Annotated in this window: 20 protein-coding genes and 2 pseudogenes; 6 read left to right on the top strand and 16 right to left on the bottom strand. The window is 72.1% G+C overall.

The window, feature by feature from the left end; translation table 11 throughout:
- Window positions 1-30: 30 nt before the first annotated feature.
- The 7 genes from ABT070_RS27320 to ABT070_RS27290 all read right to left on the bottom strand — a co-directional run bounded on the left by ABT070_RS27320 (window position 31) and on the right by ABT070_RS27290 (window position 7047).
- On the bottom strand, window positions 31-930 hold the full coding sequence (locus ABT070_RS27320) for a carbohydrate ABC transporter permease (RefSeq protein WP_451101514.1): 900 nt from the start codon (window positions 928-930) through the stop codon (window positions 31-33).
- Window positions 927-1862, bottom strand: coding sequence for a carbohydrate ABC transporter permease (locus ABT070_RS27315; protein ID WP_020130492.1), 936 nt, complete (start codon window positions 1860-1862; stop codon window positions 927-929). The genes ABT070_RS27320 and ABT070_RS27315 overlap by 4 nt, the downstream gene beginning before the upstream one ends.
- Window positions 1863-2098: 236 nt before the next feature.
- Window positions 2099-3844, bottom strand: coding sequence for an L-arabinonate dehydratase (gene araD / locus ABT070_RS27310; RefSeq protein ID WP_351764514.1), 1746 nt, complete (start codon window positions 3842-3844; stop codon window positions 2099-2101).
- On the bottom strand, window positions 3841-4752 hold the full coding sequence (locus tag ABT070_RS27305; RefSeq protein WP_351764513.1) for a dihydrodipicolinate synthase family protein: 912 nt from the start codon (window positions 4750-4752) through the stop codon (window positions 3841-3843). The genes araD and ABT070_RS27305 overlap by 4 nt, the downstream gene beginning before the upstream one ends.
- Window positions 4749-5429, bottom strand: a complete 681-nt coding sequence (locus tag ABT070_RS27300; RefSeq protein WP_351764512.1) for a GntR family transcriptional regulator — start codon at window positions 5427-5429, stop codon at window positions 4749-4751. Before ABT070_RS27300 ends, ABT070_RS27305 begins: the two co-directional genes overlap by 4 nt.
- Window positions 5430-5606: 177 nt before the next feature.
- Window positions 5607-6368, bottom strand: coding sequence for an MBL fold metallo-hydrolase (locus tag ABT070_RS27295; RefSeq protein WP_351764511.1), 762 nt, complete (start codon window positions 6366-6368; stop codon window positions 5607-5609).
- 85 nt (window positions 6369-6453) lie between these two features.
- A complete protein-coding gene (locus ABT070_RS27290; RefSeq protein ID WP_351764510.1) occupies window positions 6454-7047 on the bottom strand; it encodes a TIGR03086 family metal-binding protein in 594 nt (197 codons plus the stop codon).
- Window positions 7048-7272: 225 nt separating this feature from the next.
- Between ABT070_RS27290 and ABT070_RS27285 the strand changes: the two genes are divergently transcribed.
- Window positions 7273-8514 carry an MFS transporter gene (locus tag ABT070_RS27285; protein WP_351764509.1) on the top strand — a complete coding sequence of 414 codons (1242 nt, stop codon included), beginning with the start codon at window positions 7273-7275 and terminating at the stop codon, window positions 8512-8514.
- Here ABT070_RS27285 and ABT070_RS27280 read toward each other — a convergent pair.
- Complete coding sequence (locus ABT070_RS27280; protein WP_351764508.1) at window positions 8451-9626, bottom strand: hypothetical protein; 1176 nt, start codon at window positions 9624-9626, stop codon at window positions 8451-8453. The two genes, ABT070_RS27285 and ABT070_RS27280, sit on opposite strands and share 64 nt — an antisense overlap.
- A complete protein-coding gene (locus tag ABT070_RS27275; protein ID WP_351764507.1) occupies window positions 9627-10586 on the bottom strand; it encodes a 5-dehydro-4-deoxyglucarate dehydratase in 960 nt (319 codons plus the stop codon). It abuts the gene before it with no gap.
- A 220-nt stretch (window positions 10587-10806) separates the two neighbouring features.
- On the opposite strand from ABT070_RS27275, the gene ABT070_RS27270 reads away from it, so the two are divergent.
- The 3 genes and pseudogenes from ABT070_RS27270 to ABT070_RS27260 form a co-directional block, all read left to right on the top strand.
- Window positions 10807-11631, top strand: coding sequence for an NAD-dependent epimerase/dehydratase family protein (locus ABT070_RS27270; RefSeq protein WP_351764506.1), 825 nt, complete (start codon window positions 10807-10809; stop codon window positions 11629-11631).
- A gap of 260 nt (window positions 11632-11891) precedes the next feature.
- Complete coding sequence (locus ABT070_RS27265) at window positions 11892-12662, top strand: DeoR/GlpR family DNA-binding transcription regulator (protein WP_351764505.1); 771 nt, start codon at window positions 11892-11894, stop codon at window positions 12660-12662.
- Window positions 12663-12833: 171 nt separating this feature from the next.
- A pseudogene (locus ABT070_RS27260) lies at window positions 12834-12911 on the top strand (carbohydrate ABC transporter permease); the annotation flags it as partial.
- Here the strand turns inward: ABT070_RS27260 and ABT070_RS27255 are convergent.
- Window positions 12906-13040: pseudogene (locus ABT070_RS27255) on the bottom strand (carbohydrate ABC transporter permease); the annotation flags it as partial. The pseudogenes ABT070_RS27260 and ABT070_RS27255 sit on opposite strands and share 6 nt — an antisense overlap.
- Window positions 13041-13240: 200 nt before the next feature.
- Between ABT070_RS27255 and ABT070_RS27250 the strand changes: the two are divergent.
- Window positions 13241-14428, top strand: a complete 1188-nt coding sequence (locus ABT070_RS27250) for a TerD family protein (protein ID WP_351764618.1) — start codon at window positions 13241-13243, stop codon at window positions 14426-14428.
- A gap of 68 nt (window positions 14429-14496) precedes the next feature.
- Here the strand turns inward: ABT070_RS27250 and ABT070_RS27245 are convergent, their stop codons facing one another.
- Window positions 14497-15069 (bottom strand): TetR/AcrR family transcriptional regulator, encoded by a 573-nt coding sequence (locus ABT070_RS27245; protein WP_351764504.1) that lies wholly within the window; start codon window positions 15067-15069, stop codon window positions 14497-14499.
- Between the two features lie 166 nt (window positions 15070-15235).
- Between ABT070_RS27245 and ABT070_RS27240 the strand changes: the two genes are divergently transcribed.
- Window positions 15236-16735: an MFS transporter gene (locus ABT070_RS27240; RefSeq protein WP_351764503.1), complete on the top strand. Its 1500-nt coding sequence runs from the start codon at window positions 15236-15238 to the stop codon at window positions 16733-16735.
- 191 nt (window positions 16736-16926) lie between these two features.
- On the opposite strand, the gene ABT070_RS27235 is transcribed toward ABT070_RS27240, so the two are convergent.
- The 5 genes from ABT070_RS27235 to ABT070_RS27215 all read right to left on the bottom strand — a co-directional run bounded on the left by ABT070_RS27235 (window position 16927) and on the right by ABT070_RS27215 (window position 22401).
- Window positions 16927-17952, bottom strand: coding sequence for a helix-turn-helix transcriptional regulator (locus ABT070_RS27235; protein WP_351764502.1), 1026 nt, complete (start codon window positions 17950-17952; stop codon window positions 16927-16929).
- 244 nt (window positions 17953-18196) lie between these two features.
- Window positions 18197-20218, bottom strand: a complete 2022-nt coding sequence (thrS, locus tag ABT070_RS27230) for a threonine--tRNA ligase (RefSeq protein WP_351764501.1) — start codon at window positions 20216-20218, stop codon at window positions 18197-18199.
- A 124-nt stretch (window positions 20219-20342) separates the two neighbouring features.
- Window positions 20343-21137, bottom strand: a complete 795-nt coding sequence (locus tag ABT070_RS27225) for a thioesterase II family protein (protein WP_351764500.1) — start codon at window positions 21135-21137, stop codon at window positions 20343-20345.
- A gap of 46 nt (window positions 21138-21183) precedes the next feature.
- Window positions 21184-22185: an LLM class flavin-dependent oxidoreductase gene (locus tag ABT070_RS27220; protein ID WP_351764499.1), complete on the bottom strand. Its 1002-nt coding sequence runs from the start codon at window positions 22183-22185 to the stop codon at window positions 21184-21186.
- Window positions 22186-22188: 3 nt separating this feature from the next.
- Window positions 22189-22401 (bottom strand): MbtH family protein, encoded by a 213-nt coding sequence (locus ABT070_RS27215; RefSeq protein ID WP_351764498.1) that lies wholly within the window; start codon window positions 22399-22401, stop codon window positions 22189-22191.
- Window positions 22402-22436 lie beyond the last annotated feature (35 nt).

Raw genomic sequence — 22436 nt, 5'->3', positions numbered from 1 at the left:
CCGTTCCGGTCCCGCCTCCCGTCTTCGGCCTCATCCCTTCACCGCCCCCGCGCTGAAGCCGGTGATCAGCCACTTCTGGATGAAGGCGAAGACGAGCACCACGGGGACGGCGGCGATGATGCCGCCCGCGGCCAGCGCGCCCAGGTCGACGCTGTCCGCGCTCATCAGGGTGTTGAGGCCGACGGGGATCGTCTGCTTGGTCTGGTCGGACAGGAACATCAGGGCGAACAGGAAGTGGTTCCAGGCGTGCACGAAGGCGAAGGAACCGACGGCGATCAACCCGGGCCGCAACAGGGGAAGGACGACGATCCGGAAGGCGGTGAGCCGGTTGCACCCGTCGACCCAGGCGGCCTCCTCCAGGGAGTACGGCACGTTCCGGATGAAGCCGCTGATCAGGATCATCGACAGGGGCAGCTGGAAGACCGTCTCGGCGATGATGACGCTGCCGAGCGAGTTGATCATCTTGAGCTCGGCGAAGATCTGGAAGAGCGGCACGAGGAGCAGCGCGCCCGGCACGAACTGGGTGCACAGCAGGGCGAGCATGAAACCGCGCTTGATCCTGAACTCGAAGCGGGCGAGGGCGTAGCCGCCGGCCAGGGCCACGCCGGTGGTGAGCAGCAGGGTCGCCACACCGGTGAGGACGCTGTTCTGGAAGTAGACGGCGAAGTCCCGCTCGTTCCACACCTTCTCGAAGTGGTCGAAGGTCATCGGCCAGGGCACGAGCGAGGTCGAACCGGCCGGGCGCAGCGCGAAGAGGAGGATCCAGTAGAAGGGGACGAGGGTGAAGACCAGGTAGATCGACAGGGGCAGGTAGATCTGCCAGCGGGGGGCCTCGTCCCAGGCGCGCTTGTGCCGGGACGGGCGCCGTTCGGGCGCGTCGGTCACGCGCACGGGGACGGGTGTGACCTCGGTGGCCTCCTTGGTGATCACTTGTCGCCTCCTCCGAACTTGCTGAGCCGCAGATAGACCATCGAGCAGAAGAGCAGGATCACGAACGCGACCGTGGTGAGGGCGGACGCGTAGCCGAAGTTGTGTGCGTCGACGCTGGTGTTGGCGATGTAGAGCGGGAGGGTGGTGGTCTCCCCCGCCGGGCCGCCGCCGGTGAGCGTGTAGAGCAGGTCGACGTTGTTGAACTCCCACACCGCGCGCAGCAGCGTGGACAGGACGATCGCGTCCTTCAGGTGGGGCAGGGTGATGTGCCAGAACTGCTTGATCCGGCTCGCGCCGTCGACCTCGGCGGCCTCGTACAGGTCCTTGGAGACGGACTGGAGGTCGGCGAGGATGAGGATCGCGAAGAAGGGCACGCCTCGCCACAGGTCGGCGATGATCGCCGCCGGGAAGACGGTGGAGGTGTCCGACAGCCAGCTGGTGCCGTACTCGCCGATCCCCATGTCCGCGAGGTAACGGGTGATGCCGGTCTGGGAGTTGTAGAGCAGCACCCAGATCGCGGAGGTCAGCACGCCGGAGACGGCCCACGGGGAGAAGACCAGCGCCCGGCCGAGCGAGCGCCCCACGAAGGTCTGGTTGACGATCAGCGCGAGTGCCAGCCCGAACAGCAGCTGGAGTCCGACCTCGACGAAGACCCACTTGGCGCTGAAGGTCAGCGTGTCCCAGAACTGGGGGTCGTCGGTGAAGGCGTGGACGAAGTTGTCGAAGCCCGCGAAGCCGTTGCGCCACGGTTTGGTGGGGTTGTAGTTCTGGAGGCTGTAGTAGAAGACGCTGATGACCGGGTAGGCGATGAAGCCCAGCATCAGCAGGGCCGCCGGCGCGATCAGCAGGTACGGCAGTCTGCGGGGCGTGGCGGAGGCACGGCGCCGCCGGGGTGGCGCGGGCGGCTTCGCCACGGCTGCGGCTTGGGCCATGACTGTTCTCCGATCTCGGTACGTCTCTCGGTGCGTCGTGCGTTCGTGTGCGTGGTGCTTTCGGTGCGTTGCGCTGTCGGTGCGTTGCGTTCTCGGTGCGTTGCGCTGGAGGTGCTTCGTGCTGCTGGTGCTTGCGCTCTCGGTGCTTGCGCTGTCGGTGCTTGCGCTGTCGGTGCTTCGTGCGGGTTAAGCGCTTTCTCCGTGCACATGGGTGGGCCGGGACGTGCTGCCGTCGTTCAGCCCGCGTACGGGTCCGCGACCTTGCCGGGGCGGGCCAGGAACTCGAAGTCGCAGCCGGTGTCGGCCTGGGTGATCTGCTCGTTGTAGAGCGCGCCGTAGCCGCGCTCGTACCGGGCGGGCGGCGGGGTCCACTGCGCCCGGCGCCGCTCCAGCTCCTCGTCGTCCACGTTGAGCCGCAGGGACCGGGCCTCGACGTCGAGGGTGATCGAGTCCCCCGTGCGCACCAGGGCGAGCGGCCCGCCGACGTACGACTCGGGCGCCACGTGCAGGACGCACGCGCCGTAACTCGTCCCGCTCATCCGGGCGTCGGAGATCCGCACCATGTCCCGCACCCCCTGCTTGAGCAGGTGGTCGGGGATGGGCAGCATGCCGTACTCGGGCATGCCCGGGCCGCCCTTGGGACCGGAGCCCCGCAGCACCAGGACGGTGTCGGCGGTGATGCCCAGCCCGGGGTCGTTGATGGTGCGCTGCATGGTCCGGTAGTCGTCGAAGACGACCGCGGGACCGGTGTGCGCCAGCAGGTGGGGCTCGGCGGAGATGTGCTTGATGACGGCGCCGTCCGGGCAGAGGTTGCCGCGCAGGACGGCGACCCCGCCCTCGTCGGCGACCGGGTCGTCCCGGCGGCGGATGACGTCGTCGTCGTGCACCCGGGCGCCGGCGAGCTGCTCGCGCAGCGTGTCGTGCGAGACGGTCGGGCGGTCCAGGTGGAGCAGGTCCGTGATCCGGGAGAGGAACCCGGGCAGTCCGCCCGCGAAGTGGAAGTCCTCCATGAGGTACTTCTGGCCGCCGGGCCGCACGTTGGCGAGCACCGGGACGGTCCGGGCGACGCGGTCGAAGTCGTCGAGGGTGAGCTTGACGCCCGCCCGGCCGGCCATGGCGATGAGGTGGATCACGGCGTTCGTCGAGCCGCCGAGACCGAGGACGGTCGTCACCGCGTCCTCGAAGGCGTCCGCGGTGAGGATCTCGCTCAGCCTGCGGTCCCGGTGGACCAGTTCGACGATGCGCAGGCCCGCGGCGGCGGCCATCCGGTCGTGCCCGGAGTCCACGGCCGGGATGCTCGACGCGCCCGGGACCGTCACGCCCAGCGCCTCCGCGGCGGCCGTCAGCGTGGAGGCCGTACCCATCGTCATGCAGTGGCCCGGCGAGCGGGCGAGGCCGCTCTCCAGCTCGGCCAGCTCACAGTCGCCGATGAGGCCGGCCCGCTTGTCGTCCCAGTACTTCCACATGTCGGTGCCCGAGCCGAGGACCTCGTTGCGCCAGTGGCCCGGCAGCATGGGCCCGGCCGGGACGAAGACCGTCGGCAGGTCGACGCTGGCCGCGCCCATGAGCAGCGCGGGTGTCGTCTTGTCGCAGCCGCCCATCAGCACGGCCCCGTCCACGGGATAGGAGCGCAGCAGCTCCTCGGTCTCCATCGCGAGCAGGTTGCGGTAGAGCATCGGGGTCGGCTTCTGGAAGGTCTCGCTGAGCGTGGAGACCGGGAACTCCAGCGGGAAGCCGCCCGCCTGCCACACGCCCCGCTTCACGGCCTGCGCGCGGTCGCGCAGATGGACGTGGCAGGGGTTGATGTCCGACCAGGTGTTGAGGACGGCGATGACCGGCTTTCCGAGGTGCTCCTCGGGGAGGTAGCCGAGCTGGCGGGTGCGGGCGCGGTGGCTGAAGGAGCGCAGGCCCTCGGCGCCGTACCACTGGTGACTCCTGAGGTCCTCCGGGCGTTTGCGAGCTTGATCGTCGAAGCGCTTCATATGGACCATCCGGCAGCTATGGCGGCGACCTCGGCGCGCTCGTCCTCGGGCAGCGGCCGGCTCGGCGGGCGGACCTCACGGCGGCACAGGCCAAGGGAGGAAAGGGCCTCCTTGACGACGGTGACGTTGTTGGCGGAGCCGTTGGCGGCGCGCAGCTCCTCGAAGCGTCTGATCTGTTCCCACACCTTCATCGCGGCCGGGTAGTCCCCTGATCGAAGCGCTTCGATCATGTTCAGCGAAACGGTGGGGGCGACGTTCACGAGCCCGGAGGTGAAGCCGGTGGCGCCCGCGGAGAAGTAGGAGGGGGCGTACGGCTCGGCGAGGCCGGCCACCCAGACGAAGCGCTCCAGGCCCGCGTCCCGCGCGAACGCGGCGAAGCGCGAGGCGTCCGGGACGGCGTACTTGACGCCGATGACGTTCGGACAGGCGTCGGCGAGTTCGGCGAGACGTTCGCCGCGCAGCTGCGCGTTGCGGATGTACGGGACGACGCCCAGCTCGGGGACCGCCGCCGCGATCTCCCGGTGGTAGTCGACCCAGCCGCTCTGCGACACGTACGGATGGACGGGCTGGTGGACCATCACCATCTGTGCGCCCAGCTCACGGGCGTACCGGGCGGAGGCGACGGCGGTCGGCACGTCGTGTCCGACCCCGACCAGGATCGCGGCCCGTCCGCCGGCCACCTCGACGGTCAGCTCCGTGACCAGGCGGCGCTCGTCGGGGGTCAGGGCGTAGAACTCGCCGGTGTTGCCGTTCGGGGTGAGGGTGGTGATCCCGCCGTCGAGCAGCCGGCGCAGCAGGGCCCGGTGGACTTCGCCGTCGACGGAGCCGTCCTCGGCGAACGGGGTCACCGGGATGGCCACCACGTCGGCCAGGGCCGCACGCTGGGTCTCGAACGCCACGCTGCTCATTCCTGACCTTTCTCTGCCCGGGGCCCTTCGGGGGCCTCCTGGGCGGTCTCGGGGAACGCCCGGTGCACGAACGACGCGATGTGGGAGTGCAGGGCGCGGGCCGCTCCGTCGGAGTCGCCGGCCAGGGCGAGCCGCAGGATCTCGCGGTGCTCACCGGCCTCCCGTTCCCAGGAGGGCGAGGCGGCCCAGGCGACGGCGGAGACCAGGGCGGCCTGGTCGCGCACCTCGTCGAGCATCCGGCCGAGCAGCGGGTTGCCGCACGGCAGGTACAGGGCGCGGTGGAACTCACGGTTGGCCAGCGACCGTTCGGCGGTGTCGGTCGCCCGGTCGGCACTGGTCAGCGCCTCGCGGGCGGCGTCCAGGGAGGCGCCCCGCCGCACGGCCCGCCTGAGCGCCTCGGGTTCGAGGAGCAGGCGTACGTCGTAGACCTCGCGCGCCATGTCCGCGTCCACCATGCGCACCGTGACGCCCTTGTACTGGCTCATGACGACCAGTCCGGTGCCGGCCAGGGTCTTGAGCGCCTCGCGCACCGGGGTCTTGGAGACCCCGAACTGCGCGGCGAGCTCGGTCTCGACCAGGGCCTGGCCGGGCGTCAGCCGCCCGGTGAGGATACGGCGTTTGATCTCCTCCAGCACGTACTGCGTGCGGGACGGGATCGGCGTGGGCACAGAGGTCATGCGCGCCTCTCGGGTGTCGCGTGTCTGATCTCGGATCTCGTGTATCGCGTCTCATATATGACGTACGAAGTACGACGCGTTGAAGGTAGGAGCGGCCCTGTGTTTCGTCAATGCTTCCGACAAAGGAAGTTGAGGTTGCCGAGGTGAGGCTGCCGGGGCGGGAGTGCCCGAACGGGGTCAGAAGGGCAGGGTCTCGCCCTCGCGGGCGGTGCGGGCGGGGGCTCCGAAGGCGACGGTGGCCCGGGCGGTCGCCGCCTCCCGGGTCAGCGTGGGCCCGACATGGGTGATGTACAGCTCGCGCACCCCTGCCCTGCGGGCGGCGTCGCCGGCCTCCTCCGGCGTGAGATGCACCCGCCGCTCACGTTCGCCTTCGCGATGACTGTCGATGTCCGCCTCGCACAGGAACAGGTCGGCGCCGGAGGCGAGTTCGGTGAGGGCCTCGCACGGCCCGGTGTCGCCCGAGTACGCGAGGACGCTGCCCTGGCACTCGGCCCGCAGCCCGTACGCCTCGGTGTCGTGCACCACCGCGCGGGAGGTGAGGCGCAGGTTCCAGTGCCGCACGGTGTGCCCGTCGAAGAGGGCCCTGAAGTCGAAGACCCCGCTCAGGAACCGGACGTCCGGCCGGCCGAAGAAGCCGGCGAGACGCCGGGCGCAGTCGAGCGGCGCGTAGACCGGGATCGGGGCCGGCGGGGTCATCCCGCCGTAGACCAGGGCGTAGGCGGCGGCGAGGAGGTCGGCGCTGTGGTCGGCGTGGAGGTGGGAGATCCAGATCGCGGTGAGCCGGTCGGGATCCGTGTGCCGCTGCAATTCCGCGAACGTCCCGGGTCCCGCGTCCACCCACACCTCCGCCCCCGCGCCGCGCAGCAGGTAGCCGGAGCAGGGGCGGCCGGGACCCGGGTGCGGAGAGGCGGTACCGAGGACGGTGAGGCTGAGGGGCATGGTGGGGAGCGTACGTTTCGGTTCCGCGGGACGCGCCCTGATTGCCTCCCTCCACGGCAGCCGCGGACGACCGTCCAGGTCCCGGCTAGCGGTTCCACCCCGGGTCGCGCCCGCTCAGTCCGACCGCCCGGTCGAGCAGCGGGGCGTCGTCCGGGACGGGGACCACCGGGCCGAACACGCCGCTCCCGGGCTCGCCCCGGGCCGCGGCGGCGGCGAGGAACCCGTGCGCCGCCGACAGCGCCGCCGGGTCGGGCGTGTACTCCTGGCCCGTGGCCCGGGCCAGGTCCCAGCCGTGGATCACCAGTTCGTCGGCGACGACGGCGCCCGCCACCGCGCCGGGCAGGTCCACACCGCCCGCGCGGGTCGTCCCGGTCCAGGCGGCCGGGTCCCTCCAGGCGTCGGCGAGCGCGTCGAGCGCCTTGGCGAGTTCCTCGCGCCAGTCGGGGCCGATGTCCGGCGCGGCGGCGTCCGGCGGGGTGTCGGTCGTGGGGCCGAGGTCCTTGCGGGCGGCGTCCCGGAAGGCGACGGCGAGGCCGGTGAGGTGCCCGAGCATGTTGCGGACGGCGCAGCCCGGGCAGGGCGTCCCGTCCGCGAGCTGCTCGTCGCGGACGCCCTCCGCGAGGCGCGCCACGATCAGGGTCTGCGGGCCGAGGTCGAAGGTGCTTACGGTGTCGGTCATGAAGGGTGGACCGGTCGCGTCCCCGGAACTCATCGCACCCCGGCCGGCGCGGGCGCGGACCGCACGCCCCCACGACCACCCTGCCGAGCGGACCGCCGGGCCGATGCCCTAGGCGCCCCGGAGGCGTTGCCTACGGGGCGCACCGGATTCCCGCCGGGCGGGCGGTCGGGTACGGGGCAGTTGCCCGATGCCGGGGCGGCCGCCTCAGACCCACGATGACCGGGTATGACGAAGAACTGGTCCGTGGCGCGTGTCCTGCGGGACCGCGACGCGGCGCTCTATCTGGCCGCGTCGTCGGTCTCCGGTTTCGGCACCTCGGCGCTCTGGCTGGCCTCCGGTGTGTGGGTCAAGGACCTCACCGGCTCGAACGGGCTCGCGGCGCTGTCCGTGCTCGCCCTCTGGGTGCCCACGCTGCTCGGGCCGCCGCTGGGCACCCTCGCCGACCTCCTCCCCCGCAAGCCCCTGCTCGTCGCGCTCAACCTGGGCCCGGCGGCCCTGCTGCTCACCGTCCTCGCCGTCGACTCCGCCGGCCGGCTGTGGCTGCTGTGGGCGGTGCTGTTCCTGTACGGCGTCGCCTCGGTGGTCGCCGACGCGGCGGAGTCCGCGCTCGTCGCCGCCGCCGTCGCGCCGGAGCTGCTGGGCGACTTCAACGGACTGCGCATGACGGCCACCGAAGGCATGAAGCTGGTCGCCCCGCCGGCCGGCGCGGGCGTCTACGCGGCCTACGGGGGCCCCGCCGTCGCCCTCCTGGACGCGGCCTCCTTCGTGTGCGCGGCGGGCCTGTACGCGTGCGTGCGGGTCCGCGAGGAGCGGCCGCGGCAGGCCGCCGTCCACTGGCGGGCGCAGACCGCCGAGGGCGCCCGCTTCCTGTGGGACCGTCCCGAGCTGCGCGCACTGGTCATGGCGGGCGGTGCGGCGATGCTGTTCTCGGGTCTCGGCGGCCCGCTGGTCTACGCCGTCGTCGAGGGCCTCGGCCACTCCCCCGCGTACGCGGGCACGCTCTACGCCGTCCAGGGCGCCGGTTCGGTCGTGGTGGGGCTGCTCTCGGGGCCCGCGCTGCGCCGGCTGGGGGAACGCCGGTTCGCCGCGTACGGGGTCGTCCTCACCGCCGTCGCCGTGGCCGCGCAGGCCGTCGCCTCGGACCCCGTGGCCCTGGTGTGCAGCGCGGCGATCGGGGCGGGGCTGCCGTGTGCGCTGATCGCCGCGCTGACCGCGGTGCAGCGGGAGACGCCGGACGCGTTGCTCGGCCGGGTGACGGCGACGGCCGGCACGCTGATGTACGCGCCGACCGCCGTGGGCCTCGCGGCGGGCGCGGGACTGGTCGGACTCGTGCCGTACCAGCCGCTGCTGGTGCTGCTGGCGCTGGCCCGGCCGGTGACGGTCCTGCCGCTGCTGTACGGCTCTCAGCGGGCGGCCAGCGCCTCGCGTACGGCCGCCAGGTCCCCGTCCGACGCCAATCCCGCGTGATACAGCCGCAGTTCGGTCGCCCCGAGCTCGCGTGCCCGCGCGAGGTCGGCGGTGAGCGTCCCCGGGCTGCCGCCCATGCCGGAGACGACGCCGAAGTTGGCGGCGACGACCGCGCCGCCCCGGCCCTGCCCGGCGAAGGGGGCCAGCAGGCCGGGCCCGCCCGCGCAGGGCACGACGACCCCGTCCGCGACGGACAGGATGTGCGCGGGGTCGACGCCCGGGTTGGCGCCGACGTGGTAGGTCACGGGGTCGGCGTGCAGCAGGATCTGGAAGCCGTCGGGCGCGGCGTCCCGTACCGCCCGCACGGCTGTCTCCTGGAGCGTGCGGGCCCTCTCGTCGCGCCACGCGCGCGTGGCCGCCGCCGTCTCCTCCCCGAGCAGCTTCTCGACCCCGGTCCAGCCTTCCCCGCCGTCCGGCGCCCCCCGCCACAGCGGTTCCAGCGCCTCCCGTACGGCGGCGGCGAGCGTGTCGGCGTCCAGGCCCTGTCCGCCGTAGCCGGCCCGGCAGGCGGGGCAGAAGCAGAGCGCCATCAGGTACTGGCCGGCGTCCCCGAGGCCGACGCCGCCGGTCTTGTCGTGGGCGTGCAGGTGCTGGAGCCCGTACCAGCCGAGGGACTCCAGTTCGGTGCCGCCCGCGCCGGGGCGTACGGCGGCCTCGGCGGCGAGGTCGACGAGGTACGCGCGCGTGGCGGGCTGGGCGATGCAGGGGGCCCACGGGTAGCGGTCGCCGTAGGCGTTGACGACCGAGGTGTCCGGATGCTCGGCGCCCAGCCGGGAGTTGTGCGCGAGGACCACCCAGGTGTGCACGTCGAGCCCGGCCCGCGCGAGCGCTTCGGCGGCTTCGCCGTAGGCGTCGCCGGGGGCCCAGTCGCCGGCCGGGTACGGGCGCAGGGCGCGGCCCTTCCAACGGTCGCCGGCCGGATCCGTCGGGTACAGCACCGCCGCGTGCCCGGCGGTGACGATGCGGTGGCGCGGGTGGCGGGGGGTGAGGGCGCGGGTGGAGTGGTAGGCGGCGGCGAGGGTCACCTGTTCCACCCCGAGCGCGGCGATCCGGGCCGGCGCCTCGGGGTCGCCGGTGACGTCCCAGGGGTAGACGAATGTCGACGCCTTCACTTACCTGTCCTCCTCCAGCAGCGCGTAGCCGCGTTCGATCACCTGGGCGAGCTGCTTGACATGATCCTCGCTCGGTTCGTGCAGCGGAGGGCGCACCACGCCCACGTCGAGGCCGCGCAGCCGGACCCCGGCCTTGACGAGGGAGACGGCGTAACCGCGGCCCTGGGCCCGCAGTTCGACGAACGGCCGGTAGAAGCCGTCGAGGAGGCGGTGGGCGGTGGCGTCGTCGCCCGCGGTGAGGGCCCGGTGGAAGGCGAGGGCGATCTCGGGAGCGAAGCAGAACACGGCCGAGGAGTAGAGGGTGACGCCGAGGGCCCGGTAGGCGAGCTGGGTCTGTTCGGCGGTCGGCAGGCCGTTGAAGTAGAGGAAGTCTCCGGGGACCTCGGTGCGGACGGCGCTGATGGTCCGCTGCATCAGGTCGAGGTCGCCGAGGCCGTCCTTGAGGCCGATGATCCCCTCGGTGCGGGCGAGTTCGACGACGGTCGCGGGGGTGAGGACGGCGTTGTCGCGCTGGTAGACGACGACCGGAAGGGCGGTCGCGGCCGCCACCTCCCGGTAGTGGCGCAGCAGTCCCTCCTGGGCGGCGACGACGAGATAGGGCGGCATGGCGAGCAGGCCGTCCGCCCCGGCCGACTCGGCCAGCTCCGCGTAGCGCACGGCGAGCGCGGTCCCGTAGCCGGCGCCGGCCACGACCGGCACCCGCCCGGCGGTCTCGGCCACGGCCGCCCGCACGCAGGCCTCGAACTCCTCCGGGACGAGCGCGTGGAACTCCCCGGTCCCGCAGGCCGCGAAGACGGCGGCGGCACCCGCCTCGACGCCGCGGCGGACGTGCGCGCGGTAGGTGTCGAGGTCGAGGGAGCCGTCGGGGCCGTAGGCGGTGACGGGGAAGAACAGCGGTCCGCTGGGAACGCGGAGGCGGTCGGCGAGCGGGGCTGACGTCACGGGCTCTCCCGGGTCCATAACGGGTCCATATTCTTGAGCGGCGTCCATATTCCTGAACGAGCTCACGCTAGGGTGCCCCCTCCGGCCGGGTCAAGCGCGCCAACCCCCGAGACACCAGCAGTTTTGCCGCTCCCGTAGGACACTTGACGGGTGCCGCCACCGGTCCTTAGCGTGTCCATGCATGTGAACCGTGGCCACGCATGCGTCCGATGCCCCCGTGATCCAAGGAGACCCGAGGATGCCCGCTCCGCGCACCGTCCTGCTCACCGGCGCCGCCGGCGGCCTCGGCACCCTGATGCGGGAACTGCTGCCCGCCTACGGCTACGAGCTGCGCCTGCTCGACCTGCGCCCGATCGACGACGCGCCGGAGGCGATCGTCGCGGACCTGGCCGACCGGGACGCGGTCCGGGAGGCCGTGCGGGGCGTCGACGCGATCATCCACCTCGCGGGCATCTCGCTGGAAGCCCCCTTCGAGAAGATCCTCGGCGCGAACATCGCGGGCACGTACCACCTGTACGAGGCGGCCCGCGAGGAGGGCGTGCAGCGCGTCGTCTTCGCCTCCTCCAACCACGCCGTCGGCTTCACCCCCCGCCCCCGCGGCGACGTGTCGCCCGACGAGGGCGACCTGATCCCGGTCGACACCCCGCGCCGCCCGGACACCTTCTACGGCCTGTCCAAGTCCTTCGGCGAGGACCTCGCCCAGCTCTACTGGGACAAGCACGGTCTGGAGAGCGTGTCGGTGCGCATCGGATCCTGCTTCGCCGAGCCCACCAGCGTGCGCATGCTGTCGCTGTGGATGAGCCCGGCCGACGGCGCCCGCCTCTTCCACGCGGCCCTGACCGCCGAGAACGTCGGCCACACGGTCGTCTACGGCTCCTCCGCCAACACCCGGCTGTGGTGGGACCTCGGCACCGCGCGGGCGCTCGGCTACGAACCGCAGGACGACTCCGAGCCGTACGCCGAGAAGCTGATCGCCGAGCAGGGCGGGCTGGACCCGGAGAACATCGCCCACGCCTACCTGGGCGGTCACTTCGTCAGCGACCCGCCGATCTGGCCGTACTGACCGGCAACGGACCTCGCGGACGGCGGGCGGGCACCGAACGGGCCCGCCCGCCGCCGTATCCGGGCACGCGCCCTGCCCGATCCCACCCGCCGCCCGGCCGCCCCGCAGGTCCGAGCCGGGCACCTCACCCGGCAAACGGGCCCACCCGGGCGGTATCGGGCCCGCAACAGGCCTGGTCAGTGCCGCGCACCCGCTGTAGAACTTCCCCCATGGCCCACCGGGCCCGAACGGGCGAGACAGCGGGAGAGCGAGGTGACGACATGACCCCGAGAACGGCGGAGGAGCGCCAGCGCGAGATCGTGCGCACGGCGCGCGCCACCGGCTCGGTCGACGTCGCCACGCTCGCCGGCGAACTGGGCGTGGCCAGGGAGACCGTACGGCGGGATCTGCGCGCCCTGGAGGACCACGGTCTGGTGCGCCGCACGCACGGCGGCGCCTATCCCGTGGAGAGCGCCGGCTTCGAGACGACACTGGCCTTCCGCGCCACCAGCCATGTGCCCGAGAAGCGCCGGATCGCCGCCGCGGCGGCCGGGCTGCTCGGGGACGCCGAGACGGTCTTCGTCGACGAGGGCTTCACCCCGCAGCTCATCGCCGAGGCGCTGCCCAGGGACCGGCCGCTGACCGTGGTCACCGCGTCCCTGCCGGTCGCGGGCGCGCTCGCCGAGACCGAGAACATGTCCGTGCTGCTGCTCGGCGGCCGGGTCCGCTCCGGCACCCTGGCCACCGTCGACCACTGGACGACGAAGATGCTGGCCGGCTTCGTCGTCGACCTCGCCTACATCGGCGCCAACGGCATCTCCCGCGAGCACGGTCTGACCACCCCCGACCCGGCCGTCGGCGAGGTCAAGGCGCAGGCCGTGCGGGCTGCCCGGCGCGTGGTCTTCACCGGCGTGCACTCCAAGTTCGGGGCGGTCAGCTTCTGCCGGTTCTCCGAGGTGGGCGCGCTGGAGGCGATCGTGACGAGCACGCTGCTGCCGGCGGCCGAGGCCCACCGGTACTCACTGCTGGGGCCTCAGATCATCCGGGTCTGAACCCCCGGACCACCCACCCCCGAGGGCACCGTCACACCCCGGGGCGCCCGATACACCCCACGACGCCCGGGAGCGGTCCATGCGCACCCAGAGCCGACGGAGGCCGCGAGCCACGCTCACCGCGGTCGCCGCGGTCGCCGCAGGGACGCTGCCCGCCCCGTTGCTCTCCGGCTGCTGGTCGTCCTCCACCCCTCCATGAACCTGCCGATCGCGGTGTGGATGATGCAGTCGTTCCTGGCCGAGGTTCCAGCTGAAGATGAAGCGGGTCAGGGCCGTCGCCGCGATCCCGGGCAGGGCGATCGGGGCGACCACGCGCGCGAGGATCGTCGGCAGCCGTGCCCCGTCGACCCGCGCGGCCTCGATGATCGCCACCGGAACCCGACGCCGGAGCCGGGGCCGCGCGAGGCGGTCGTGGAGGTCGCCGCCCGCGGGCGCCGGCACCGTTCGCGGCAGGGGTCGGCCGCAAGACCGTGGTGGTGCCGTGGGCCCGTGCGCCTGCCGTGTCCCTGCCCGGGCCCGTTCGGGTCCGGGTAAGGGAACGGCAAAGTGGTCTCGCTCGTTCACCCGGCATGACAGCTATGACCCCCGGCTCGAACATCCCTCTCCCCACCGCGCGCGTGACGGTGGACGTCGCCGCTCCGGTGCGGCTCGACGTTTCGGGCCTGCTGCTCACCGCCGACGGCAAGGTGCGCTCCGACGACGACTTCATCTTCTACAACCAGGCGAGCGGCCCCGGCGTGACCTACCGCTCCGGCGGCGGCACCGCCCCCGACGCGATCATCGTCGACACGGCCGCCGTCCCGCCGGGCATCGAGAAGATCGTCGTCACCGCCAGCCCGGACGCCGCGGGACAGACGTTCCAGGGCGTGGAACCGACGGCGACGATCCGCAGCGCGGACGACAACAGCGTGCTGGCCACGTTCACGCCCCCGCAGCTCGGCTCGGAGACGGCCCTGGTCGTCGTGGAGATCTATCTCCGCAACGGCGCCTGGAAGGCCCGCGCGGTCGGCCAGGGGTATTCCAACGGCCTCGCCGGCATCGCCACCGACTTCGGGGTGACGGTGGAGGAACCGGCGCCGGCCGCTCCCCCGCAGCAGGTCGCCGCGCCGCCCGTGCGGCAGTCCCCGGTGACCCCGGCGGCCCCGCCGATGCCTGCCGCGCCGCCCGCGGCGGCGCCCGCCGCGACGGGGAAGATCAACCTGGACAAGGGCCGGGTCAGCCTCCAGAAGAACCAGACCGTCTCCCTCGTCAAGGGCGGTCGCCCGCTGCTCTCGCAGGTCAAGATGGGCCTGGGCTGGGAGCCGGCGTTCCGCGGCAAGGACATCGACCTGGACGCCTCGGTCATCGCCTACGGCCCCCAGCGCAACCACATCGACAGCTGCTACTTCGGCAAGCTCTCCATCGTGAACGGCGCGATCAAGCACTCCGGCGACAACCTCACCGGCGAGGGCGGCGGGGACGACGAGGTGATCGTCGTCGACCTCGGCCGTCTCCCGCAGGAGGTGTCCGGTCTGGTCTTCACGGTGAACTCCTTCTCCGGCCAGAAGTTCACGGAGGTCGCCAAGGCCTACTGCCGTCTCCTGGACGCCGCGACCGGCGAGGAGCTCGTCCGCTTCGACCTCACCGGCGCCGAACCGCAGACGGGCGTGCTGATGGCCAAGCTGATCCGGCAGTTCTCCGGCGAGTGGGAGATGACGGCCATGGGGGACTTCGTGAAGGCCCGCACCGTGCGGAACATGGTGAAGCCGGGCGCCCAGGCCCTGTAGTCGCGTCCGGCCCCGGCCCGCAGTCGCTCAGCCACGGGCGCCCGCCACCACGGGGGCGCCCGCTGCCGTCACCGCGCGGACCGCAGCCCCTCCGTCAGCAGCGACACGTACCGGCGGATGGCGGTGCGGTCCCCCTTCGCCAGCTCCGACGCCGTCGCCACCCCGTGCGCGAGGCGCAGGACGTCGATCGGCTCGACGTCCGCCCGCAGGGTGCCCTCCCGCTGCGCCGCCTCCACCAGCCGGGCCGCCGCTTCCTTCATGTTCGTGCCGCAGGCGGTGACCGCGGCCGCGCTGCCGTCCGTGACGGCGGAGCCCAGCAGGGACTTCATACCGCGGACCTGGATCGTGCCGACGCACAGCTCGTTGAGCCACTCCACCAGCGCCTCGCCCGGCGGGAGTTCCCCGCCGAGCTCGTCGGCCCGCACGGCCAGCGCCTCGATCCGGTCGACGTAGGCCGCCTCCAACAGCGCCTGACGCGTGGGGAAGTGCCGGTACAGCGTGCCGGATCCGACGCCCGCGCGTTTGGCGATGTCGTCGAGGGACGCGCCCTCCCCATGCTCGGCGAAGGCCTCCGCCGCCACCTTCAGCAAGCGCTCGTAGTTGCGGCGAGCGTCCGCACGCATGGGCCTGACCTGCGTCATCCAGTTACTCCTTGCGAACCGGGGACTCTCTCCGTATTTTGGCAGACACTAAACGGAGATAGTCCCCGCTTAGTGCGCTCGTCTCTGCGGGTCCACGACCAGGGTCTCTTCGTGCTGCCCGCATGTTCCACCACATCACGCGGGGACACCAGACAGGGAGCACCCCATGTCCACGCCGTCCCCTTCCGCCTCGGCCGCCGGCGCCTCGACCGCCTCAGCCTCGGCCGCCTCCGCCTCGGCCGCCTCTCCCCTCCCACCCGCGCCACCCGGAGCGGCCGCCCGGCCGGGCGCCGTCCTCCTCGTGATCGTCACCGCCTATCTCATGGTCGGAGTCGACTCCACGGTCGTCAATGTCGCCCTGCCCGACATACGGCGTGACCTCGGCTTCTCTCCCACCGGCCTGTCCTGGGTGCTGAACGCGTACACCCTCGCCTTCGGCGGACTGCTGCTGCTCGGCGGACGCGTCGGCGACCTCCTCGGCCGCCGCCGCACACTCACCCTCGGCGTCCTGCTGTTCGCCGGCTCCTCGCTGCTCGGCGGCCTGGCCGGGGACGGCGGCTGGCTGCTCGCCGCCCGCGCCCTCCAGGGGGCCGGCGCCGCCCTCACCGCGCCCAGCACCCTCGCCCTGATCACCACCAACTTCCCCGAGGGCCCCCGCCGCCACCACGCCCTCGGCGTCTACTCCTCCACGGCCGGGATCGGGGCCTCCATCGGCCTGGTCCTCGGCGGGATGCTCACCGCCTGGGCGTCCTGGCGCTGGGCCCTGCTGATCAACGTGCCGATCGGGATCGCGGTCGCCCTCGCCCTGCCCCGCTTCGTCACCGAGACCCCGCGCCACGCCGGCCGGTTCGACGCGGCGGGCGCCCTGACCGGCACCGCCGGGACGACCTCCCTGGTGTACGCCTTCATCCGGGTCTCGCAGGAGGGGTGGAGCGACACCCTGGCGCTGCTCGGCTTCACCGGCGCGGCCGCCCTGCTCGTCGGTTTCGCCCTGATCGAGGCCCGCGCCGAACAGCCGGTCATGCCGCTGCGGCTCTTCGCCGACCGCGACCGCACGGGCGCCTACCTCGGCGTCCTGCTGCTGCCCGCGGGCATGTTCGGCGCCTTCTACTTCCTCACCCTCATCAGTCAGGAGGTGCTGCGCTACAGCCCGTTGCGCGCCGGTGTCGCCTTCCTCCCGATGACAGCGGTGATGTTCACGACCGTACGGTTCGTGCCGCGGCTGCTGGCCCGCCTCGGCGCCAAGCCGCTGATCCTGACCGGTATGACGCTGCTCGCCGGCTCGGGGGCCTGGCTGTGGCGGCTCGGCCCCGACGACGGCTATGCGACGGGTCTGCTCGGCCCGCTGCTGCTGTTGGGCATCGGCATCGGTCTGGCCCTGATGCCGCTCAACGCCACGATCCTCGCGAAGGTCGGGCCCGCGGAGGCCGGCGCCGCCTCCGGCCTGCTCCAGAGCCTGCAGTGGCTCGGCGGCACCCTCGGGCTGTCCGTACTGGTCACGGTGTACGGCACGGCCACCCGGCACGCGGTGGGCAGCCCGGCCGAGATCCTCGTCCACGGCGCCACCCGGGCGTTCGGCGCGGCCGCCCTGATCGCGCTGGCGGCCCTGCTGGCGGCGGCCTTCGCGATCAGGGGCAGGCGCAGGGTCCCGGCCCTGGGCGGCTGACACGGACGACAGCCCCGGCCACGGTCACAGCCCAGGTCACGGCCCAGGTCACGGCCCAGGTCACGGTCACGGTCACCGCGCGGAACGGCGGCCGGCCGCAGGCGGCAGGCGGTAGGGGCGGTTCCGTCGGCGAAGAAGGCGGCGAGGGCGCCCGGCACCACGGCCGGCGCTCTCGCCGCCTCTCCCACCCGTCAGAGCCAGCCGTTCTCCGAGGCCCGCAGACCCGCTTCGAAACGGCTGCGCGCACCGAGGCGCTCCATGAGGCCGGCCATCATCCGCCGTACCGACCGCGCGGAAAGCCCCAGCTGGCGACCGGCCCGCTCGTCGGTGAGGCCCTGTGACAGCAGGAGCAGCAGCTCGCGCTCCTGCGGGGACAGGCCGTCGTCGTCGGTGACCGGGGTGGTGTCACCGACGGGTCGGGACGTGGACCAGATCTGCTCGAAAAGAGCGAGGATCACCGTGACCGTGCCGGGGTCGGTGACCTCGAGGGCGCCGAGCGCGGTGTTGTCCGGGTCGACCGGCACCAGGGCGACGCGCCGGTCGTAGATGAGCATCCGGACGGGCAGCGAGGGCGCGGTGCGCACTTCGGCGCCGATCTCGGTCAGCCAGCGGGCATAGGCCAGCGTGGGAGGGTCCTTGCGGAGGCTCTCGAGACCGACGGTGCGCATCGCCACCCCGCGATCGCGCACCTGCGAGTCCAGCCTCTTCGCGGCCTCGATGAGCACCGGGTCCTGCGGCCCCCCGGGCATGAGGGTCGCCACTTCCTCGGCCGCGCGCAGGGACAGCTGCTCGATCCGGTCCTGGATCGCGTCCATCCCCATCAGTTTCTCGACCTCGGGGCGGTCCTGCCCGAAACGCCGGTCGGTGTATTCCTGGACCAGTTGCGCGACGGCCACCTGGCTCTCCGCGAACTGATAACTCTGGCGCAGCATTTCTGCCTGGCGCTGCTGGATGAGTAATTCCATTCCGACCTGAGGGCTGACCGGCCGCAATTCACCGGGCACCTCCCAAGAAGGACGCAGCAGGGTCAGCTCGGCAAGGTTGTCGAGGGCCTGGCGGATCTCGCCCGCGGTGGCGGAGAGCTCCTTGGCCATTCCTTCGACATCCAGGTCGTGCCGAGTCAACAGCAATCGGTATGTTCGTTCGGCTATGGGATCGAGTCCCAAGAAGTCAAGCACTGTTCCCCCGTCAGCTTCCGCGAGCCCGCGAGAGGTCACGAAGCCTCTCCGGGCATGTCAAGGATGCTTTGCGCGCCACTGAGGGCACGCGCGCCCGATCGTACAGGCGGTCGACGCCACCCTCCACGGCTTTACGGCGGCCCTGCCCAAACTGGGAGGAAAGAGTCCGTTCTCCGCGGTACGCCCCTACCGGGCGCCGTGCGGACGGTCCGGGGAGCGGTACCGGGTCCGCCCCCCGGCACCGCTCCCCGGACCTCCCCGACCTCGTCGGACCCTCCGTGCCCTACCGGTGTCCGGCGCCCTCCAGGCTCTTGGAGCGCACCAGTTCGGTGGCCTGTTCCACCAGCGCCTCGAGCGGCATCGAACGCTCCTCGCCCGAGCGGTACCGCACCGACACGGTCCGGCTCTCGGCCTCTTTTCGGCCCAGGACGACGATCAGCGGCACCTTGCGCGTGACCGCGGCCCGTACCTTCGCCGACAGCCGGGCGTCGCCACGGTCGACCTCGGCGCGCAGGTCGGCGCCGAGGAGGACGTCGCACACCTCGTCCGCGTACTCCCGCAACTCCGGTGCGAGGGGGATGACACGGATCTGCTCCGGGGCGAGCCAGACCGGGAAGGCGCCGCCGAAGTGCTCGACCAGGTAGGCCACGAACCGCTCGTGCGAGCCCAGCGGCGCGCGATGGATCACGACGACCGGTTTCTCGCCACCGTCCGAGTCGTGGTAGGTCAGGCCGAAACGCTGCGGTGTGTACAGGTCGACCTGGTTCGTCGAGGCGGCGAACTCCTTTCCGGTCACCGCGCGGATCATGAAGTCGACCTTGGGCCCGTAATGGGCGGCCCCGCCGATCTCCTCGACATAGGGAATGTTCGACTCGTCCATGGCGTCACGGGTGATCTGCTCCGCGAGACGCCACATCTCCTCGTCGTCGTGGTACTTGGCCGTGTTCCGCGGATCCCGCAGGGCGAGCACCATATAGAAGTCCGAGATGCCGAGCGCCCGGTAGTACTCGTCGTGCATGCGCATCACTTCCAGGAACTGGTCCTTCGCCTGCTCGGCCGAGCAATAGATGTGCGCGTCGTTCTGGGTGAACCCGCGGGTCCGCATGAGGCCGTGGAGCTGGCCGCTCCGTTCGAACCGGTGAACGGTCCCGTACTCCGCGATCTTGTACGGGAGGTCCCGATAACTGTGCGGCCTCGACTTGTACACCATGTGGTGGTGGGGGCAGTTCATCGGCCGGAGGTAGTACTGCTCACCCTCGATGTCGATCGGCGCGTAGAGGTCCTCGCGGTAATAGGGGAGATGCCCCGAGAGGTAGTAGAGCTCGTCCTTGGTGATGCTCGGTGTGACCACTCGCCGGTACTTCAGGCGTCGCTCCGTCTGCCGCGCCCAGCCTTCGAGTTCGTCCCGGACGATCGTGCCGTTCGGCAGCCACAGCGGGAGTCCCTTCCCGATCTCCTTGCTGAAGGTGAAGAGATCGAGATCCTCGCCGATCCTGCGGTGATCGCGCCGGCCGGCCTCCTCCAGCCGCCGCAGATGCTCCTTCAGCGCCTCGCGCGTCGGCCAGGCCGTGCCGTAGACACGCTGCAGCTGCGGGTTGGCCTCGTTCCCCCGCCAGTAGGCGGCCGCCGAGCGGGTCAGCCTGAACGCCTGGATCAGCTTGGTCGAGGGGAGGTGCGGGCCCCGGCAGAGATCGGACCAGCAGATCTCGTCCGTGCGCGCGTCGAGGTTGTCGTAGACGGTCAGTTCCCCCGACGGGGAGTCGTCGGCCGAAGGGGCGTCGTCGGCCGAGAGGGCGTCGTCGGCACCCTTCAGATCCACCAGTTCGAGCTTGTACGGCTCGTCGCGGAGCTCTCGCTTCGCCGCCTCGGTCGACGGGAACACTCGGCGCCGGAAGCGCTGGCCCGCCTTGATGATCTCCCGCATCCGCGTCTCGATCCGCTCCAGATCGTCCGGCTGGAACGGCTTGGCGACATCGAAGTCGTAGTAGAAGCCGTTCTCGACGGGCGGCCCGATGCCGAGCTTGGCTTCGGCGTAGAGGCTCTGCACGGCCTGGGCGAGGACATGCGCGGTCGAGTGCCGCAGGATGTCCAGCCCGTCGGGGCTGGACAGGGGGACGGGAACGACGTCCGCCTCCTCCCCCGGCTGCCAGGAGAGGTCCCGGAGCCGGCCGCCGGCATCGCGGACCGCGACGATCGCGTTCGGCCCGGTCCTGGGCAGTCCGGTCGTGGCGACGGCGTCGGCACACGAGCCGCCGGCCGGGACGGTGACCGCGTCCGGCGCACGGTCGACGCGGGTTGTGCTCATTGATGGCTCCTCAGCTCATGGTGAAGGGGGGAATCGCAGGGCCGATCAGGCCGGGATCGGGCTCAGTGTGGGGCCGGAGCGCGAGAGGTGACGACGAGGCCGTCACGAACCGGCCGGCGGCCCGTCAGGCGACCCTGCGGGCCGCGGCAGGTCCGTGTCGCCGAGGTCGTGCGAGGGCCGCTTCCGTGCCGGAACGGACGGTGCGGGCGAGCTCCGCCCAGTGTTCGGTGAGGAAGAAGTGCCCGCCGCTCAGGACCTGGAGCCGGAACGGACCCGTGGTGTGCTCGGCCCACACCCGGGCGTCCGCGACGGGGGTCAGCGGATCGTCGTCGCCCGTGACGGCCACGACCGGACAGCCCAGCGGAGGGCCGCCGCCGAACCGGTAGGTCTCACTGGCCCGGTAGTCGCCCCGGATCAACGGCAGCAGCAGGGAACGCAGTTCGGGATGGTCCAGCAGCTCGCTCTCCGTACCGCCGAGCGACCTCACCTGCTCCACCAGCGCGTCCTCCGGCAGCAGGTACGCGCTGCTCCGGCGGATGCGCGAGGGCGCCGGGCGGCCGCTCACGATGAGCGCGACCGGGGCGGCGTCGCCCAGCCGAGCGGCCACCTCGTAGGCGACGACGGCGCCGAGGCTGTGGCCGAACAGGGCTCGGGGCCGGCCCGCTTCGCCCTGCCCCAGCACCTCCGCCACCCGGTCGGCGAGCTGGTGGACATCGGTGACCACGGGCTCCGCGTACCTGTCCTGGCGCCCCGGATACTGCACGCCGAGCACCTCGGCGTGGCCGGCCAGCTCGGCCGCGAGCGGGCGGTAGAAGCCCGCCGATCCCCCCGCGTGCGGGAAGCAGACCAGCTGCGGATCCGGCGCCGCGGCGCCCGCCGGAGCGTCGAGACGCCGGATCCACGAGGCTGTCTGGGTCATGCTCTGTCTCCTTCGAAAGGTTCGACGGACGTGCGGTGCCGCCGGGTCAGACGGCGGCCGGCATCCGCTGCGCCAGTCGAAGCGCGATGGCCGAGTGGTGGAGGTCGTCCTCCTCCCGAGGCACGTCGAGGATCAGCGCGGTGATGCCCAGCTCGAGATACTCGCCCAGCAGCCGGGCCACCTCCTCGTAACTACCCACCAGATAAGGGCAGAAGGTCTTGTACGCGCGGAACGGATAGAGCCAGTAGCCGTCCCTGGGACGGTGCGAGTGCTGCGCGTCCCGGGAGAGGTTCCGGTGCCAGCGCGACTCGACCTGGCCGGCCGCCACATCGTGCAGCCGCTCGCCCAGCTCGTCCGAGGGGAACCGCTCGTGCGCGATCCGCCAGGCCTCCGCACCGCTCTCACGCGCGATGATGCCCAGCCGGATGCCGTTGCCCCGCAGGCCGTCGGGATCCTGCGCGTGGTCCGCCGCCGCGCGCGGGTACGACAGGCGGACGGCGCCCAGGGTCTGCTGCGCCTCGGCACAGGCGTCGGAGGATCCCGACACGTAGATGCCCGGGGCGAGTTCGGCCGGCAGCGGGATGGTGAGCGAGGCGGCGTTGAGGCCGTAGTGCCGGCCGAGGTGGGTCACCGGCCGGACACCGGCGAGCAGCTTGTTGACGATCTTCCCGTACTCGGCCAGCCGGTCGTAGCGCTCGTCGTGGTCGAGGACGTCACCCAACTCGCGCATGTGCCCGGCGAATCCCCCGGTCACCAGATTGAGATCGACCTGGCGGCCGTGCAGATAGCCGATGGAGCTGATCGCCCTGGCGACGTCGAAGGGATGGCGGAACAGCGGCTGCACCGCCACCAGCGGCACCAGGGTCTCGGTGTGTTCGATCATCAGCTGGGCAGCGGCCCAGGGGTCGACGAGCGTGTTGTCCGTGTAGACGAGCAGGCCGCGGTGGCCGGCCGCCTCGGTCCAGCGCGCCACGTCGACGGCCCGCCGGCGGAACTCGGGTCCGGTGAGGCTGTGCGAGGAGGGCGCGGTCGTGTAGACGGTCAGCATGGTTCAGGCCGCCTCTCCGGCCGCGAGCGCCACGCGAAGACTGAGCGGACGCAGGTCCTGCCAGATCTCCGCGATGTGCGCGAGGCACTCGGCCCTGCTTCCCTCGAAGCCGGAGGCCTGCCAGCCCGGCGGGAGGGCCCGCCCGGGGAACCAGACCGAGTACTGCTGCTCCGCGTTGCTCACCACGGTGAAGCGGTCGATGCTCTCGACATCCATGTTCTGACTCCTTGTTCGGTCGGTGTCGGTCGTCG

The organism is Streptomyces sp. NPDC002884, assembly GCF_040295245.1.
Lineage (GTDB): Bacteria > Actinomycetota > Actinomycetes > Streptomycetales > Streptomycetaceae > Streptomyces.
The sequence above is the reverse complement of the archived record's forward strand: the minus strand, read 5'-3'. Positions and strand labels throughout refer to the sequence as shown.

Bases quoted from the DNA above. Each gene is read 5' to 3' on its own strand.
- ABT070_RS27315 (WP_020130492.1), bottom strand. From the start codon at position 1,862: ATGGCCCAAGCCGCAGCCGTGGCGAAGCCGCCCGCGCCACCCCGGCGG.
- araD (WP_351764514.1), bottom strand. From the start codon at position 3,844: ATGAAGCGCTTCGACGATCAAGCTCGCAAACGCCCGGAGGACCTCAGG.
- ABT070_RS27305 (WP_351764513.1), bottom strand. From the start codon at position 4,752: ATGAGCAGCGTGGCGTTCGAGACCCAGCGTGCGGCCCTGGCCGACGTG.
- ABT070_RS27300 (WP_351764512.1), bottom strand. From the start codon at position 5,429: ATGACCTCTGTGCCCACGCCGATCCCGTCCCGCACGCAGTACGTGCTG.
- ABT070_RS27295 (WP_351764511.1), bottom strand. From the start codon at position 6,368: ATGCCCCTCAGCCTCACCGTCCTCGGTACCGCCTCTCCGCACCCGGGT.
- ABT070_RS27290 (WP_351764510.1), bottom strand. From the start codon at position 7,047: ATGACCGACACCGTAAGCACCTTCGACCTCGGCCCGCAGACCCTGATC.
- ABT070_RS27285 (WP_351764509.1), top strand. From the start codon at position 7,273: ATGACGAAGAACTGGTCCGTGGCGCGTGTCCTGCGGGACCGCGACGCG.
- ABT070_RS27275 (WP_351764507.1), bottom strand. From the start codon at position 10,586: ATGGACCCGGGAGAGCCCGTGACGTCAGCCCCGCTCGCCGACCGCCTC.
- ABT070_RS27270 (WP_351764506.1), top strand. From the start codon at position 10,807: ATGCCCGCTCCGCGCACCGTCCTGCTCACCGGCGCCGCCGGCGGCCTC.
- ABT070_RS27265 (WP_351764505.1), top strand. From the start codon at position 11,892: ATGACCCCGAGAACGGCGGAGGAGCGCCAGCGCGAGATCGTGCGCACG.
- ABT070_RS27250 (WP_351764618.1), top strand. From the start codon at position 13,241: ATGACCCCCGGCTCGAACATCCCTCTCCCCACCGCGCGCGTGACGGTG.
- ABT070_RS27245 (WP_351764504.1), bottom strand. From the start codon at position 15,069: ATGACGCAGGTCAGGCCCATGCGTGCGGACGCTCGCCGCAACTACGAG.
- ABT070_RS27240 (WP_351764503.1), top strand. From the start codon at position 15,236: ATGTCCACGCCGTCCCCTTCCGCCTCGGCCGCCGGCGCCTCGACCGCC.
- thrS (WP_351764501.1), bottom strand. From the start codon at position 20,218: ATGAGCACAACCCGCGTCGACCGTGCGCCGGACGCGGTCACCGTCCCG.
- ABT070_RS27225 (WP_351764500.1), bottom strand. From the start codon at position 21,137: ATGACCCAGACAGCCTCGTGGATCCGGCGTCTCGACGCTCCGGCGGGC.
- ABT070_RS27220 (WP_351764499.1), bottom strand. From the start codon at position 22,185: ATGCTGACCGTCTACACGACCGCGCCCTCCTCGCACAGCCTCACCGGA.
- ABT070_RS27215 (WP_351764498.1), bottom strand. From the start codon at position 22,401: ATGGATGTCGAGAGCATCGACCGCTTCACCGTGGTGAGCAACGCGGAG.